This window comes from Neobacillus sp. PS2-9, from assembly GCF_030915525.1.
GTDB lineage: Bacteria > Bacillota > Bacilli > Bacillales > Cytobacillaceae > Neobacillus.
In genome coordinates, this window is sequence record NZ_CP133269.1 from 2,151,534 (window position 1) to 2,166,624 (window position 15,091).

17 protein-coding genes and 1 riboswitch are annotated in these 15,091 nt (G+C 35.0%); of the genes, 8 read left to right on the forward strand and 9 right to left on the reverse strand.

Going from position 1 to position 15,091, the window contains the following annotated elements; genetic code table 11:
- Window positions 1-51 precede the first annotated feature (51 nt).
- Window positions 52-242, reverse strand: a riboswitch (Lysine riboswitch).
- Between the two features lie 223 nt (window positions 243-465).
- A complete protein-coding gene (locus tag RCG25_RS10790) occupies window positions 466-1,281 on the forward strand; it encodes a YitT family protein (RefSeq protein ID WP_308083667.1) in 816 nt (271 codons plus the stop codon).
- A gap of 46 nt (window positions 1,282-1,327) precedes the next feature.
- Here RCG25_RS10790 and RCG25_RS10795 read toward each other — a convergent pair whose 3' ends face one another.
- Window positions 1,328-1,942, reverse strand: a complete 615-nt coding sequence (locus RCG25_RS10795; protein WP_308083668.1) for a PH domain-containing protein — start codon at window positions 1,940-1,942, stop codon at window positions 1,328-1,330.
- A 255-nt stretch (window positions 1,943-2,197) separates the two neighbouring features.
- Here RCG25_RS10795 and RCG25_RS10800 point away from each other — a divergent pair, with 255 nt between their 5' ends.
- Both RCG25_RS10800 and RCG25_RS10805 read left to right on the forward strand, forming a co-directional pair.
- The gene (locus tag RCG25_RS10800) at window positions 2,198-3,427 is read left to right on the forward strand and encodes an MFS transporter (protein ID WP_308083669.1); all 1,230 of its coding nucleotides are present in this window, start codon (window positions 2,198-2,200) and stop codon (window positions 3,425-3,427) included.
- Between the two features lie 116 nt (window positions 3,428-3,543).
- Complete coding sequence (locus tag RCG25_RS10805; RefSeq protein ID WP_308083670.1) at window positions 3,544-4,512, forward strand: DMT family transporter; 969 nt, start codon at window positions 3,544-3,546, stop codon at window positions 4,510-4,512.
- Between the two features lie 63 nt (window positions 4,513-4,575).
- On the opposite strand, the gene RCG25_RS10810 is transcribed toward RCG25_RS10805, so the two are convergent.
- From RCG25_RS10810 to RCG25_RS10820, 3 genes are all read right to left on the reverse strand, one after another.
- Window positions 4,576-5,436, reverse strand: coding sequence for a DUF421 domain-containing protein (locus tag RCG25_RS10810; protein WP_308083671.1), 861 nt, complete (start codon window positions 5,434-5,436; stop codon window positions 4,576-4,578).
- A 16-nt stretch (window positions 5,437-5,452) separates the two neighbouring features.
- Window positions 5,453-5,659 (reverse strand): DUF1657 domain-containing protein, encoded by a 207-nt coding sequence (locus tag RCG25_RS10815; protein ID WP_308083672.1) that lies wholly within the window; start codon window positions 5,657-5,659, stop codon window positions 5,453-5,455.
- A 68-nt stretch (window positions 5,660-5,727) separates the two neighbouring features.
- On the reverse strand, window positions 5,728-5,931 hold the full coding sequence (locus tag RCG25_RS10820) for a DUF1657 domain-containing protein (RefSeq protein WP_308083673.1): 204 nt from the start codon (window positions 5,929-5,931) through the stop codon (window positions 5,728-5,730).
- A gap of 179 nt (window positions 5,932-6,110) precedes the next feature.
- Between RCG25_RS10820 and RCG25_RS10825 the strand changes: the two genes are divergently transcribed.
- Both RCG25_RS10825 and RCG25_RS10830 read left to right on the forward strand, forming a co-directional pair.
- Window positions 6,111-6,449: a YmaF family protein gene (locus RCG25_RS10825; RefSeq protein WP_308083674.1), complete on the forward strand. Its 339-nt coding sequence runs from the start codon at window positions 6,111-6,113 to the stop codon at window positions 6,447-6,449.
- Window positions 6,450-6,568: 119 nt separating this feature from the next.
- On the forward strand, window positions 6,569-7,174 hold the full coding sequence (locus tag RCG25_RS10830; protein WP_308083675.1) for a hypothetical protein: 606 nt from the start codon (window positions 6,569-6,571) through the stop codon (window positions 7,172-7,174).
- A gap of 44 nt (window positions 7,175-7,218) precedes the next feature.
- On the opposite strand, the gene RCG25_RS10835 is transcribed toward RCG25_RS10830, so the two are convergent.
- A complete protein-coding gene (locus RCG25_RS10835; RefSeq protein WP_308083676.1) occupies window positions 7,219-8,472 on the reverse strand; it encodes an erythromycin esterase family protein in 1,254 nt (417 codons plus the stop codon).
- 112 nt (window positions 8,473-8,584) lie between these two features.
- On the reverse strand, window positions 8,585-9,373 hold the full coding sequence (locus RCG25_RS10840; RefSeq protein WP_308083677.1) for a GNAT family N-acetyltransferase: 789 nt from the start codon (window positions 9,371-9,373) through the stop codon (window positions 8,585-8,587).
- A 1,252-nt stretch (window positions 9,374-10,625) separates the two neighbouring features.
- Between RCG25_RS10840 and RCG25_RS10845 the strand changes: the two genes are divergently transcribed.
- Window positions 10,626-11,495: a YitT family protein gene (locus RCG25_RS10845; protein WP_374121073.1), complete on the forward strand. Its 870-nt coding sequence runs from the start codon at window positions 10,626-10,628 to the stop codon at window positions 11,493-11,495.
- 386 nt (window positions 11,496-11,881) lie between these two features.
- Here RCG25_RS10845 and RCG25_RS10850 read toward each other — a convergent pair whose 3' ends face one another.
- Both RCG25_RS10850 and RCG25_RS10855 read right to left on the reverse strand, forming a co-directional pair.
- Entirely contained in the window at window positions 11,882-12,133 is a 252-nt protein-coding gene (locus RCG25_RS10850) for a sigma-G-dependent sporulation-specific acid-soluble spore protein CsgA (RefSeq protein WP_308083679.1), read from the reverse strand.
- Between the two features lie 124 nt (window positions 12,134-12,257).
- Window positions 12,258-12,968, reverse strand: a complete 711-nt coding sequence (locus RCG25_RS10855; RefSeq protein WP_308083680.1) for a class I SAM-dependent methyltransferase — start codon at window positions 12,966-12,968, stop codon at window positions 12,258-12,260.
- 187 nt (window positions 12,969-13,155) lie between these two features.
- On the opposite strand from RCG25_RS10855, the gene RCG25_RS10860 reads away from it, so the two are divergent.
- Window positions 13,156-13,431 (forward strand): hypothetical protein, encoded by a 276-nt coding sequence (locus RCG25_RS10860; protein WP_308083681.1) that lies wholly within the window; start codon window positions 13,156-13,158, stop codon window positions 13,429-13,431.
- 37 nt (window positions 13,432-13,468) lie between these two features.
- On the opposite strand, the gene RCG25_RS10865 is transcribed toward RCG25_RS10860, so the two are convergent.
- A complete protein-coding gene (locus RCG25_RS10865) occupies window positions 13,469-14,350 on the reverse strand; it encodes a VanW family protein (RefSeq protein ID WP_308083682.1) in 882 nt (293 codons plus the stop codon).
- Between the two features lie 183 nt (window positions 14,351-14,533).
- On the opposite strand from RCG25_RS10865, the gene RCG25_RS10870 reads away from it, so the two are divergent.
- The gene (locus tag RCG25_RS10870) at window positions 14,534-15,079 is read left to right on the forward strand and encodes a helix-turn-helix domain-containing protein (RefSeq protein WP_308083683.1); all 546 of its coding nucleotides are present in this window, start codon (window positions 14,534-14,536) and stop codon (window positions 15,077-15,079) included.
- The last annotated feature ends 12 nt before the right edge of the window (window positions 15,080-15,091 follow it).

Here is a 15,091-nt window from a genome sequence, read left to right on the forward strand (position 1 = left end):
ATGCCATCGAAGTAGAATCGATGGCATTATCAATACCCCGCATCATACCTTTCGAAAGATAGCTCAACACGAATGGCTGGTAGGTCCAATTCGTGACAGTTCTGTTCCTATTTGGAGACAGCCCCAGCATGCTTTGTCAGAGAGTAAAGCACACTTCGGCAGTTTTTCCTTTCAAACGGGGTCAAAAATGTCTCTGCATCTCATCCGCTTTACTAATAAAAACCGCGACCTCTACCTCATCGGTTTGATGAGGATTTAGCTTATGAAATTAATATATTTCTAAAGTATAAATAATATTGTACATTTGTCAATATGTTTTTCTTGAATAACTTTTTTACTCATTCAACCTAACAGTAATTAACAGATAATTAAATCTTTTGGAAAAAAACTATTAAATTTACTTTAAAAATGATAATCGGTATTATTTTTAAGTATAATGATGGCAGGTATTCGGAGGTATTTTCCATGCGGATTTTTGGGATTATTACGGGATCACTAATTGTTGTACTAGCATTTAACCTTTTTTTAATACCTCACGAAGTGTTAAGCAGTGGACTAAGTGGTATTTCCATGATAGTAGGTATGGTTACACCACTTAATACTGGGTTAGCAAATTTTCTTTTGAATTTTCCGTTACTGGTTATTGGGTACAAAATGTTAGGCAAAAAATTTATTATGAACTCGATCTTTTCAGTGCTCATCATATCAGTTGGGCTCTATGTGGTACCTGTCTACGAAATTGCAAATGATAAGATATTATCCTCCATTTTTGGCGGCGCTTTAACAGGTCTTGGGGTAGGCATTGTCTTCCGAAGTTCTGGATCTACAGGTGGCTTTGATATTATTGGAATGATTGTTTCGAGAAAAAAGGACTTTCCAATAGGTGCACTTCTATCAGGTATGAACGCAGTTGTTATTTTGATAAGTGGATTTCTGTTTAATTGGGATGCTGCTTTGAATACCTTAGTATCTATTTTTGTAACAGGTAAAGTAGTTGATGCCATCTATACTGACCATGCTAAGCTAACGATAATGATCATTACAGAAAAGGGTGAAGAGATGAGGTCACATCTGTTAACCAATCTGTATCGAGGGTTGACAATTATAGATGGTGTTGGCGGCTACTCCAATAATAAACGAAATGTATTAATAACAGTGATATCACGATATGAACTGAATGAGATTAAAAATCTCATTGTTGAAGTAGATCCTTCAGCATTCGTCAATATAACTGAAACGATAGAAGTAATGGGACTGTTTCATCGTCCTAGTCCCTCATAAGAAAAAAATGGGCCTGCACTATACTAATAGTGAGGCCCATTTTTTATCAATTATTAATGTATTTTTCAAATACAAAACCAAAATCTTTCACACAATACTGTTTTTTACTATCTTCTAACCATTGAAAAGCTGCTTGGTTTAGCATTTTAAATTGTACAACTAAATTGCTATCTGGACTTGTTATTCGACCTATAGTAGTAGAGGCAACATCAAGGCTTTGTTTGGCAAATTGAAGGCTAATTTCATTTTCATGAGATATTTCGGCAATTTTTATCAAAGCTTTATATAAATCTTTCACTTCTTCAATATGTTTTTTATGAATATCAATTGAGAAAGGCTGTGAGCCAATTTTAAACTTAATTTCAACATCAAGGTCTACAGTCCCAGCTGTTTCAAGTTTAACATCAGAAATCCGATTGGTTGCAAAGCTATATCGATGCAGCATACGCTTCTTGCTTGTAGCACTTGTACCATCAAGGTGAATTAGGGCGTTATTTGTAAAACAATATTCATCCGATTTTGATTTAATTAGAAAATAAATCTTCTCATTATCTTCGTGCATAACATAATCATCAGCATCAACCTTATCATAATTCTCTGGTTTAATAACAGAACCAACATCACTTAATCCTAAAATATCAGCAGCTACTTTTCCAAACATTCTCTCAACCTCACTTTTTAAGAATCTTGACATACATATGTACGAACGATGCGGCATAAAGTTTCACAACTATTTTTTAAAATTTCGAACTACAAAACACTTTATGATCATAATGGTCAGTGTATGAGTTAACAGTATTACGGATAATAAAGAAATTTGTTAAACTTAAAAATGAACCTAATGTGAATGGAGGTAGGCCAATGTAAGCACCTATACTTTTTTATAAATAATTTAATAAAAAGTGAGGGTGCTTTTATGTCCAATTTTGTTAGAAAAGAGACTTCTTTTCGGTTTCTTTGGTGTGGGCAAATATTTGCTAACCTAGGGGATATTTTGTATGTAGTTTGTTTAATTAAGTTAATTTTTGACGCGACTGGATCAGTTACCTATATCTCGCTTGTCCCATTTTTTAATACCATTTCTGCCTTAATTAGCGGGCTATTAGCCCCGTTAATAATAAATAAATTTAAGCTCACATCAATCTTGTCATATTCTCAAACCGGTAAGACGGTGCTTTTGCTTTTGTTATGTTTTGTTGGGGCCACTATGGGAGAAGAAAGGTTGTTTTGGATTTATCTTCTGATTTGCCTTATATCTTTTTTAGACGGGTGGGCGTCCCCAGCTCGGAACGCACTAATTCCTAGTCTAGTTGATGAGAGTAAACTGCTGAAAACTAATAGTTTACTCTCTATATCTGATCAATTAGTTCAGCTTATTGCCTGGCCGATTGGGAGTATTTTGTTGGTTTTATCTGGTTCGATAAATATACTTTGGTTAGCTTTCATACTGTTTCTTCTTTCAACTGTTTTTATGTGGCAGATTAAAGGTGGCTGGAAAGAATCACCCCAAGGAAACGAAGCGCATATGGATGTGTTAAAGGAAGGCTGGGCTATTATTTGGAGGTCGAGACTGCTTCGAATAATCAGTTTGATGAACATTCTCGAAACATTTGCTAACGGGGTATGGATTGCTGCTATCTTGTATGTATATGTATCGGAGGCATTAAATAAAGGGGAGAGCTGGTGGGGATTTATTAATGGCTCTTTCTTTGGAGGTATGCTCTTTGGGGGGCTAGTCATTTATCGTTTTTCTTCCCTGATTGAAAGGAATCTTGGAAAGACCATTTTCTATTCAACTTTCATTTTAATTGTGATAACCTTTTTATTCGGAACTACCTCTATCCCATGGTTTGCTCTATTTGTCTCTTTTTTATTCGGTTTTCCACAAATGGCACGTGATATTGCGGAAACAACCATTATCCAAAATAGCGCTCGGGAACATCTTTTAGCAAAGGTCTATTCAGCTCGAGGAACTTTAATATTTGCAGCATTCGGACTTTCATCCCTTGTAATGGGCTGGATTACTGAAAGATTCGGGGTGAGAGTAACATTTTTGGTGGCTACTATTTTTTTTATAGCTTCTTTTATTGTTGCATTTATTAATAAATCGGCCCTATTTGTTGAAATAAAAAAGAATAGAGGTTAACTTCAGTAAAAAAACGGAAATCGCTTGATGGTTTCCGTTTTTTATTGGAGAATACACTATATACTCTTTTAATACATAGATTATTTTATATTTTCAGAAAAGGAGGTATTAGAAAAGTGAGGCCTATCATTTTAGGAGTTTTTGCAGCTTTCTTTTTTGCATTTACATTTATATTAAACAGATCAATGGACTTGGCTGGAGGAAGCTGGATTTGGAGTGCATCACTCAGGTATTTTTTTATGGTACCCTTTCTTTTCTTGATTGTTCTTAGTAGGAAGAACCTTAGACCATTGCTTGTAGAGATGAAAAGTCGTCCAACTTCATGGATAATTTGGAGTACAGTGGGGTTCGGATTGTTCTATGGACCTATTTGTTTTTCAGCTGCCTATGCACCAGGTTGGTTAATCGCGGCTACTTGGCAAGTAACCATCATTTCTGGTTCACTACTTGCCCCGCTTTTTTATGAAACAATCCTAACTAAAAAGGGCCCTATAAAAATTAGAGGGAAAATTCCTTATAAAGGCTTACTCATGTCAATGATTATATTACTTGGAATCATTCTCATACAGCTTGAACAAGCTAATCATTTATCATTTCTTACAGTAAGCTTAGGTGTTGTTCCTGTGTTAATTGCATCGTTTGCCTACCCATTAGGAAATAGGAAAATGATGGAGGTATGTGGTGGTCGTCTAGATGTTTTTCAACGCGTGTTAGGAATGACAATAGCCAGTCTACCTTTATGGATTATCTTATCCATTTATGGAGTCATAGATGGTGGATTGCCAAGCATGGGGCAAACCATTCAGTCTGGGCTGGTTGCTATTACCTCTGGAGTCATTGCAACAATACTATTCTTTCAAGCAACAGACCTGGTGAGAGGGAATATGCAAAGGCTTGCCGCTGTTGAGGCTACACAATCTATGGAGGTTTTATTTGCACTTCTTGGAGAGGTGTACATACTAAATTCAGAACTTCCAACTAAGTTATCGTGGATTGGCATTCTGTTAGTCATGGGTGGAATGTTACTTCACAGCTATGTGTCACAAAGAAAAGAATTATCTAAAGACCAAACCGTTAGCGCATAAGTTAGGTATCTCATAAAAATCCTTATCAATTTGAATTGATAAGGATTTTTATACTTCCTGCTATTAACCGTTAAGATAAGGGGTGAGTTTATCAATTGTCGCTTGTAAGAGAGCTGCATTTTTTTTGTACATCGCTTTTGATTTTGTACAATTAGTTTCAAGTGAAAAGATTTCTAAATCAGCCTGTGCTTTTTTTAAGGTTGCCAGTAATAAAGGACGCTGGGCAGGTTCTGGCACTTGTATCTTATCATCATATAGATCAACCGTCAGTTCACCGTAGGAATCCACCTGACCAACAAAAACATTATCAAGAGTCACACCTAGTTTTTCTAACTCAGTATATAACCAGCCTCTGCCTTTCCCTGCACATCTTAAAGGTTCATCAACAATATTCCCGTCCATAATGACTGTTTGTGGTTCTTTTTCATTTGGCATTTTCATTTGTAAATCTTTAGGTGTCAAAGGTCGGTTTTCTCGTTTTAATAAGGTGCTTAAATTTCCTCGTGGTTCTAGAACGGCAAATTCAACATCAGCAATTTTAAAAATATCCTTTTGTCGAAGTAGAGCAGATAATTCATCAATAGTGTATTTCTCTTTTTTTAGATTTTCCTCTAAGATCTTTCCATCTTTAATTACGACAGTGCCTTTACCTTCTGCAAAATCACTGAATTTTTTACTTTTTATTGCCAAATAATTCACTAAAAAGGTAACAAATCCAAAAACAATGAGTGCCAATACACCATGAAACATGTTACTTTCAAGTCCAGTAACTACTTCACCCGCAATACTTCCTATTGTAATACCAGCAACATACTCAAAGAAAGAAAGCTCAGATATTTGCTTCTTTCCAAGTACTTTTGTAGTGATAAATAAAAGCAGCAAGAAGAATAATGAACGCCCTATAATAAAAAGCCCATCTGGCATAATTTATCACCTCATTTTAGGATCCGCTGTACTGAGGCTCATTTCGTTCAAGCTCCAAAACTCGATACTGAAGATCCTTCCTTATTTCTTCAATAGTTATCGTAGCTTCATGAAAAATAACTTGTGCTTCTGTATCAAGTGAATTTAACGCCATGGAAGATAATTGTGCCTCAATTCCTTTCATGGTTGAAAGACATTGTTTAACGTTTGAAGCAATGGTCACATGAACAACTTCCTTTCAAAAATAAAAAAATGAAAAAGGGGTTGGCAGATATGCCAACCTTTTCTACCTTATTGATTGTATTGCGGCTCTTCAGTAACAATCTCTTGAAGGCGTGGTTCTAGACTGTCAAGGACTGATTGTGTTTGTTGAGCTGCTTGTTGATATAGCTGCTTTGCATTTTGGTTGTCTGTAGCTAAAGCAAAGGTTTCAAAGCTTGCCTGAGCACTTTTTAACCCTGCCAAAGCTTGTTTTACTTGTGTTCCTACTGTCATGTTTAATCCTTCTTTCGTGGTAGTAATTGAGTTACAGAAATAGTATGTGAATTTTTTAATTGCTTATGTACTTTAACTTAGTATCATGAGACTTAAAAATTTTCCAATTAATGAAAAGTACTTATTACTCCTGCATATAGTTGTAACATTAATAATTTCAAAAGTGAGGGGTGAATTGCATGAGGCAAAATAGCAAAGATGATTTTGTCCAAGGATTTGTGGCTAATCATAATCACGGTTCTGTAGATTATACTGGTTTAAGCTCTGGTCATGTACATCAATGTTTAGATGTCACATCACCACCTATTATGACCCAGGATGGGGGACATGTGCATTATACTGAGGGGTATGTATTATTTGAAAATGGTCACACACATCACTATCGTGCTTACTCAGGTCCAGCCATTCCAGTAGGAAATGGTATGCATGTCCATTACTATGATTTTTATACATCAGAAGATAACGGACATAGCCATCATGTAAAAGGAGTTGACCAGCCTGCACCAGGATCAAAATAATTTTAAAAAACCAATCTTAAGGTTGGTTTTTTAGTTTTTTCTAAAAATGTAAATAAAAGGTTACAAATAGTAAGAATTTTGAGGTAAAATAAGAGTAAATTTTATTTTGGAGTGATTTGGTGATTTTTTCAAGAAAGAAAATGGATGATGAACAAAGTCAAGCTAAACTTGTTGCTTACACAATTATATTATACATATGTAGTTTCATCGCACCATTTGTGTTAGTTTCATCTTATCAAAGTATGGTCTATTTTTCGCGGACGTATTGGTTTTTTTCAACACCCTTCTCTGCTTACATAACTTTTATGGGTGGGATGCTTTACATTGCAATTATTATCACACTTTATCTAATTTTTAGGCAGAAGTGGGAGGGAGTTAAGTTTAAATGGATTACTGTTTTTTTACTTCTTGTCAGTATTCCTGCCTTTATTTGCAGTTTAACCAATTATTATTATTTGGATGATGCAGGTATCCATTACAATGCTTTGAATGGAATAGAGGAAAAGGAGTATAGTTGGGAAAAGATAGATAAGGTTCATATTGTATACAGGAATCATTCAGGTACAATAGGACTCTATCAATATAAATTTGAAATGCCAGACGGAACAATGGTCACGATTTCTTATGATGATAAGCTTGCGGAACATAAATTTAAAATAGAGGAAATAATTAAAAATAATAAAATCACTGTGGTGGATAATTTTAAAAATCCAATAATAGATTAATGGAAAGGTCATCTCACTCGGACAGTTGGATGACCTTTTTGATTTTACATATTAGTTGGCTCTAGAACTAGTGGATGCAAGGCATTCGTTTGGTCGATAAAAATAAATGAATTGTATCTCTGTCCCATATTCGAGGGAACATAATTTCCGAAATGCTCATACTCGGGTCGGTAAACAACACCAATTGCTCTATGACCAATAGTTGTAGTGAATTCTTGGCGATTCTCGTCTGTAAATATCAAATATTTATTCACAGGCTCACTTTTATGCATTAAGGATTCCCAGCTTCCATATTGGGCTGGAGGAACATTCATTATTTGAAAATCTTCTCCCCACTCTGTGGAGGCAATTACCGTTCCGCTATAGGTCCCAAATCCAACAATATAAACAGAATCATGAGCGTGTGCCTCTCTAATTAATTGACCGACATTAACCATACCATCATCCTTCATGTCTGTTGCTCGCGCATCCCCAATATGAGTGTTATGCTCCCATATGATTACCTTAGCATCATCACCATAAAAACTCATTATTGCATTAAGAGTTTCGACCATGTGTTTGTCGCGGATATTCCAAGATTCTGAGTCACTTGTCCCCATTGTACGATAATAATCCTCAGCATTTGCTGTAACTAGAGCATTTACTTCCATATTCAAGCTGCTTTCAGGTTCGGCATCAAATTTCCATTTATTTTTTCTTATGGATGCAAGGAGGTCCATTGCTTCTTTTATACAGTTTTCAGATAAGTAGCCAGCAGAAACAGCATAGGATTCATGATTGCGGTTATATGGCTCAAAGCAGGAGAATGCTTTTTTTGCTACAGCTAGTTCAGTTGAATTTGTCTTTTCTAAATATTTAACTATTTCATCCATACTCTCAAAAAGGCTATATACATCTAATCCGTAAAAGCCCACTTTTTGCTTGCTGATATTTTGCTGGTTATAATCCTTTAACCATTCAATCAAACCAGTGATTTCCTGATTTGACCACATCCATGTTGGCCAACGATTAAAAGCCTCAAGTACTTCTTTAACATCTTTAACTTCATGATTAAATCCCTTTACATATTGGTTGATATTCTGACATGATGGCCAATCACCTTCAACTGCTATAAATGAAAATCCTTTTTCCATAATTAATCGTTTTGATATTTCGGCACGAAGTGAGTAATATTCAGAAGTTCCATGTGAAGATTCACCGAGAAGAACATATTTTGCATCACCAATCGCATCTATTAATGGATTTAGATCATCAACTGATTTGAAAGGCTTAGCATATTTTTTTATTGATTTAAGCATTTATGTTATGGTCCTCTTTTCTTTTATTTTTGATTTCAAATAATGTTCCCTTTTTAAATTGGTTATAGTCCAATGAAAATTGAAAAAACCCCCTAACAGGGGGATTATTAACCTACCTATGCATTGTCCACATACCAATATCCTTAAAACCAAGTCTTTTATATATACGTCCAGCCTCTGGATTATCATAAAAAAGACAGAGGACCTTTCCCTCAGCTAATACATCTTTAAAAAGCTTTTTCATAATAGCTGTGGCAAGGCCTTTTCGTCGATAATCGTTTCGTGTGCATACCCCAACAATCATGGCCGAATGTGAATTTTCTGCAGTGGTTGATACACAAGAAGTAAAAACTCCCTTTTCTTCTGTATAATAGGTTCTAGCAGTATTAGCTTCCATTGATTTTACTAGCATATCTCGTGCGTCACTTCTAATATGAAACTCCTTAATTGTAGAGCGAAGATCAATTATTTGATCTACATCGTCTAAACCAGCTTTTTTTATTTCTAGCTCAACGGTGTTTAAGTTTAGATGGATGTCTGTACGACACTCAGCAAAATAGGTTATTTTTTTTTCTCCAAGGTTAAGGTCCTCAAATTGTTCGAATTTTTCTATGATATCCGATTTTCCAGAGAGAAAAATAGGTTGTGAATAACTTTTTATGATAGAAACAAAGCCACTGACATCGAATTCTCCATTTGTATACGGTATAAAGGATTGATAAAAACGAAGAAGGACGGCTTTAATTCTTCCATCATGATCAAATTCACCCCAAAGTTCTTGAAAATCGGTTCCAAAGCCAAATGCTTCTATATCACCTAAAATAAATAAATTTATTGAAGGTTCCACACTTAAAAAGGTGAGGACCTGTTCTTCATCATTTTTAGTAAGCTTTCTAATCATATGAATCCCCCTTGTTTTTACCTAGATTAATGAAATGATTGATGAATTTCAAGACTTTTTTAAATAATCGTAAATGTTTGCACCATAAAGGGAAAAGTACCTTCTTATAGAAACAATAACTCTTAAAGGTTCACTAGTTCGTCACAAAGTTTCCGTAAATTCTAAAAATTCAATGTTATAATCAAATTGTAAAGAAAATACAAAGATAACATCTTAGGAGACTCAACCATACGTGTTCGTTCCGTTCGCGAACGAGTAGTAAGGTTATTCCTATTCAATCAATTGGTAGGTGGAGCGAAGGAATCTTAAGAAGAAAAAGCTAAATCGTAACTTACCTTAAATCATTAGTATTTAAGAGCAAGTGTTATTGGTTTCCTGGAAATGAGAAACATTTTCTACTTATTTAAAAGGCTTGGTTAAAGAACAGTGTTGATTGGAGCGGAAGGCTCGAAGACTCCTGTGGGAGTACGGTTCAGGGGAGACCCGCAGGTGCAAGCGCCGATGAGGCTCGCCGAAACGCCCACGAACCGCTTGAGCCTGAAGCGGAAATCAACAGACAATTTTAACAGAGCCATTCAAAAAATACGTAGAAATACAGCTCACACCAAAATGTATTCTTTCGAAAAAAGAACCATTAAACCCAGTAACACTAAAACAGCTTTTATCTTTTTAAAAACTATTGCCAAGAGGCCGTAATTTTAATTGAGAGAATAATGAATAATGAGTCCCATCGGTATAAAACCGAGAATTTGTTTCTTTTTAGGAATTTGAATTCCATTACATGTGAATTAATTCCTTCAACGGAACAAACACACATTTTGCTGACTCTTCAATTTTCCTTTAGTTCAATAATATGAATGGAAGGAAATGAAAAAGTTGATGTAGTTTTGCTAATGTCATGGTTGGGTCCCCTAAGGTGTTATTCACATTAAGGAGTTGCTTCAAAAGGAGGCAGCTTCTTTTTATTTGATTTGTTTTTTAGAGATTGAGCAAAAACCAACGGATGAATAACAGGACTTAATGAAAGAATACTATAGGGTATATTTGGGGAAATAGTTTAGAAAAGGAATTTAAACTGGCTAAACTCAGGCATTTTTCCTGTTTCGTAATATATAGTGCATGGGAATTAGAGGCAGTAAAATATAATTAGTGGAGAAAATTCGTTATAATGTAAATAGAAAATAAATCTGAAAGGGGAAAGATAATGTCAGGTATTCAAGAATTGAATATTATTGAACAACAGGAAGCGATAATGGCAAAAATTGAACACCGAAGATTAACCAAAAGAAAGATATTTCAACGAATACTATTAATCACACTTGGTGCTGCCTTAATGGCAGTAGGTCTAGAAATATTTCTGGTTCCCAATAATGTAATCGATGGTGGAATTACGGGTATTTCCATCATGCTGTCTTATATTACAGGATGGAAACTAGGGGTATTTATCTTTATTCTTAACATCCCTTTCTTCTTTATAGGCTATAAACAAATTGGAAAAACCTTCGCATTGTCCACTCTTTATGGGATTATAGTCCTTTCAATTGGAACAACCTTGCTTCATCCGGTTCCAGCCTTCACACAAGATATCCTCCTAGCTACAGTATTTGGTGGGATTGTACTTGGTATGGGAGTAGGAATGGTTATTCGATACGGTGGCTCGCTGGATGGCACAGAAATTCTTGCCATACTCTTTAATAATAAACTCCCATTTTCCGTTGGCGAAATTATTATGTTCTTTAATCTCTTTATCTTGGGGTGTGCCGGTTTTGTGTTTTCTTGGGATCGTGCAATGTACTCTCTCATTGCCTATTTTGTTGCTTACAAGACTATTGATATTACTATTACTGGACTCGATGAATCCAAATCGGTATGGATTATTAGTGACAACGCGAAGCAAATTGGCGATGCGATTTTGAATCGACTTGGTCGAGGTGTAACCTATATTAATGGTGAAGGCGCTTATTCGGGCGATGATAAAAAAGTTATCTTTTGTGTGATTAATCGGCTAGAAGAAGCAAAATTAAAAGAAATTGTCACAGAAAATGATGATAGTGCCTTTTTGGCAGTAGCTGATATTGCTGAGGTTCGGGGTGGACGATTTAAGAAAAGAGACATTCACTAATGAAATGAATTATGAACTAAAATTGAATTTTGTCGTATCAAGGTAGAGGAATAACGAATCATATACCAACTATTGTAGTTTTTATGTATTTCATGTCGGTTATTAGGGAAAAGATTCTATTTTGAAGTTCATGTTTTGTCGTACTATGCGCTTACCTAGGAAATAGTTGCGCGAAAAATGAAATATTTCCTAAAAAGATGGCAGAGTTTTTCTGCCATCCTTTTTACATTAAAGGAAAGTATAAAATTCGACTTTGAGAACTGTCCAGCTCCAGCGCCTAGCCCCTCGGGTCAAATAACCTTCAGCAATAAAAGTCAAAGAGCGACTTTTCTTGCTGAAGAACATTTGCCTGTCGGGGCTGACCAAGGCACCTACGCTTTTCTTAATTAAAATAATAATTCAAAAACCTCGTTTAATTGGGATGCTCTTTTTTCATCCTGCTCCTCTTTGGCGTAGTTAATTTCTTTTGGCAGCATCTTATTTAAAAAAGCAATCTCCCTTTGACTTAAAGCTTGAACAAAAGAACCTTCAGAACGATAATTACCTTCCATGAGTTTACGGTAAATATGTCTTCCCTCTGAATGGTCGTCAGTATAATTCGATAATATTTCTCTTAGGTATCCTAAAGTTTGATCCATGCATTCATCCATCCCTTCACAACTTTATTTTTTGACGTAACGATAATAATATACGTTAGAAGAAGGAAGCAAACAAAATAAAAAGGACCTCAATCTTCTGTGAAATGAGGTCCTACAGTATATTTTATTTAGTACAACTAATAATTCGATAACTCAAAATATTTTGATATTTAATAACTATGCTTCCGTGTTCATTTAGAATGTGAAAAAGTTCAGGCTCGAAGTTTGCAGAGAAATTAAATTCTGGTGCATGGTTTCCGTGACTAAGAGGCTGTTTTTGCGTTTTTAATAAGATATTTTTAAAATTTGCGGCTTCTAATAAATTTTTCCAGTCATCTTCTAATAATAATGAATCTATTGCGTAAAATTTTTTAATTTCGGATTCTTCCTGCTGACTTAATTTTGAGTTAATGGTCATTTCATTTGCAATTAGGCGACCACCTTTTTTTAATACTCTATAGAATTCCTTTAAGGCCTTCGGTTTATTGACAAAGGCTAAAACTGATTCAGATAAAATAAAATCAAAGGAATCATCTTCAAAGGGGATTTCTTCAATGGATCCTTGAATTAACTGAATAGGAAGCTTTAAGGACTGAAAACGGCTTTTGGCTTTTTCAACCATTATTGGATTAATCTCCAATCCAAACACCTTAGCTTTGTATTGCTGATATAAATAGGCAGCCGTTTGGCCAGTACCACATCCAGCATCTAATATAAATGAGTTAGTTGTAATATTTTCTCCAGAAAGTATATCTTTTGTTAAAAGGATTCCACCAGGATGGGCTCCTCCAACGCCAAATTTAGCTAAGAAATCAAAATAAGTTAAGCCTCCCATAGACACCACCCAATTTATCTTTTTTGCATTCTATGTATAAAAGGGGATAGAGGTTCTTTAACTTTAACGTGCCAAGAAATGACAAAGAACGAATTGTTTCCTAGGCATATTCAAATTTATTAAGCACAAATTAAGTAAATGGAGGGGAGATATTTACTTTCCATACCATTCTTAAGGAGTGCTACTCATGCGAAAAATGAATAAAATGCCGTTTCTCAATTTGTTCATGCCTAAACGGAAGAGTAGAGGAACTATGTGGGCCTCACTTTTAGGATTAGGAATAAGTGCTGCTGTTTTTGGAATGAAAAGAGGAAAACATAGTGACATTACACGTCCGATTCAAAATGCTGTAAGAACTTTCACACCTAAGGCAAACATTAATTTAATGGACAATGCGGCACTAACCGAATTCTCTGAAGAATTACTAACAAGTGCCCTAAATAATAATAATAATAAGGAATAAGAAAAAGTCCGCTAACTATGCGGACTTTTTCATTTGCTTAATAAGGTGGACCTGGTACTTTGCGTGGGATATATTGTATATTTTCCGATGAATATAGTTTAATTATCAACAGATGCCCTATTGTCCTTGCCTGAATTAAAATAGGTTGGTTATACATGTTCTTAAATTCAAAGTCGGGACCATACCAACTAACAGTGGCATCTCGCCCAGGTGGGATATAGGGAACTTTTTTGCTATGAGAAAAACGCTGAACAATTTTTAAACCAGCGTTATCAACAGCATTAAATAAAGTGGAGGATACTTGGCAGATCCCTCCCCCGATATCTTCCGAATATTCTCCTCTGATAATCACAGGTGCTCGTAAATAGCCTTTTGCAACAGTTCTTTTACCAACGACTCTGTTAAAAGAAAAGATTTCCCCAGGAAAAACAACAGTATTATTAATCGCTTTTACTGCTAACTGAATATTAGTGGTTCTCGTTATGTTACTAGGATTAAATGTGGTTACATACCGTCCAATACGTAAGCTTCGAATCTCTTCAAGTAATTCACTATCCACTTTTGCATAGGCTGGGAGCATAGGAATTTCTAATGTACCGCGACGACGTGAAAAAAAGTAAGAATAAAATTGTTCTGTAAAGGCTTGGCGGTTAATACGAAAACCTACCTGTTCTGCAATTATGGTTCCATGTTGATTTATGTATGCATTTTTAGGCTGAGTAGTAAATTGTTTATCGAGTTGATCTAAAAACTGATTATATTTTCCATTATCGATTATTGGTAAATCAGTATTGGGATTAGAAAAATCCATCCGGTTTAAAGTTGTTATATTGTAGCCGTCCTTTGTAATTTCTAAGTGGTCTGGGGAAACTACTGATTGGGCCACCATCAAAACACTAAATATCCAAGACAACATCATATCGTAACCCTCCTCATTATAATATAAGTAGAAGATTGCCAATCCATGTAAAAAGTAAGAAAGAAATCAATATAGGTAAAAAAGGAAAACTTGCATTAATTATCCATTTTGGTATTTACAAATAAAAGAATATGTATTATTATCATTATTGATAATGATAATAAAAAACAGGAGAAGAAATTCATGATAAAAGAATCAACGGTTGATGTGATCCTACATCCGGTACGGATGAGAATAATCCAATCCTTAATAAACCAACAAATAACAGTACAGCAAATAAAAGATCTACTTCCTGATATTCCTCAAGCATCCTTGTATCGTCATATTAAAAAGCTTGTTGATGCAGAGGTTATTCATATCATTGATGAAATACCAAACCGAGGTACGGTTGAAAAGGTGTTTTCAATCAATGACCCAAACAAGATGACTTTAGGAATTGAGGAATTAAACAAACTCTCAAAGGATGAACATATGGGTTTATTTATAAAATTCATGGCGAATTTAATGGGGGAATACGAGAGGTATTTACATCAAGAAAAAATTGATTTAGCAGTTGATGGTGTATCTTTTCGGCAAACGTCAGTTTATTTAACTGATGAGGAGTATGCTGATTTTATAAAGGAACTGGTTTCAGTCTATTTAAAGGTTACTCAAAATAAGCCAAAAAAGGATAGAAAAAGAAGAACGCTTGCAACAGTAATTATTCCAGAGAAAATTAAAGAGCAATAGGGGGATTTTTTA

What these genes read in the sequence shown, in the direction of transcription:
- RCG25_RS10790 (WP_308083667.1), top strand. Translation starts at nt 466, where the DNA reads ATGCGGATTTTTGGGATTATTACGGGATCACTAATTGTTGTACTAGCA.
- RCG25_RS10795 (WP_308083668.1), bottom strand. Translation starts at nt 1,942, where the DNA reads ATGTTTGGAAAAGTAGCTGCTGATATTTTAGGATTAAGTGATGTTGGT.
- RCG25_RS10800 (WP_308083669.1), top strand. Translation starts at nt 2,198, where the DNA reads ATGTCCAATTTTGTTAGAAAAGAGACTTCTTTTCGGTTTCTTTGGTGT.
- RCG25_RS10810 (WP_308083671.1), bottom strand. Translation starts at nt 5,436, where the DNA reads ATGCCAGATGGGCTTTTTATTATAGGGCGTTCATTATTCTTCTTGCTG.
- RCG25_RS10820 (WP_308083673.1), bottom strand. Translation starts at nt 5,931, where the DNA reads ATGACAGTAGGAACACAAGTAAAACAAGCTTTGGCAGGGTTAAAAAGT.
- RCG25_RS10825 (WP_308083674.1), top strand. Translation starts at nt 6,111, where the DNA reads ATGAGGCAAAATAGCAAAGATGATTTTGTCCAAGGATTTGTGGCTAAT.
- RCG25_RS10835 (WP_308083676.1), bottom strand. Translation starts at nt 8,472, where the DNA reads ATGCTTAAATCAATAAAAAAATATGCTAAGCCTTTCAAATCAGTTGAT.
- RCG25_RS10840 (WP_308083677.1), bottom strand. Translation starts at nt 9,373, where the DNA reads ATGATTAGAAAGCTTACTAAAAATGATGAAGAACAGGTCCTCACCTTT.
- RCG25_RS10845 (WP_374121073.1), top strand. Translation starts at nt 10,626, where the DNA reads ATGGCAAAAATTGAACACCGAAGATTAACCAAAAGAAAGATATTTCAA.
- RCG25_RS10850 (WP_308083679.1), bottom strand. Translation starts at nt 12,133, where the DNA reads ATGGATCAAACTTTAGGATACCTAAGAGAAATATTATCGAATTATACT.
- RCG25_RS10855 (WP_308083680.1), bottom strand. Translation starts at nt 12,968, where the DNA reads ATGGGAGGCTTAACTTATTTTGATTTCTTAGCTAAATTTGGCGTTGGA.
- RCG25_RS10860 (WP_308083681.1), top strand. Translation starts at nt 13,156, where the DNA reads ATGCGAAAAATGAATAAAATGCCGTTTCTCAATTTGTTCATGCCTAAA.
- RCG25_RS10865 (WP_308083682.1), bottom strand. Translation starts at nt 14,350, where the DNA reads ATGATGTTGTCTTGGATATTTAGTGTTTTGATGGTGGCCCAATCAGTA.
- RCG25_RS10870 (WP_308083683.1), top strand. Translation starts at nt 14,534, where the DNA reads ATGATAAAAGAATCAACGGTTGATGTGATCCTACATCCGGTACGGATG.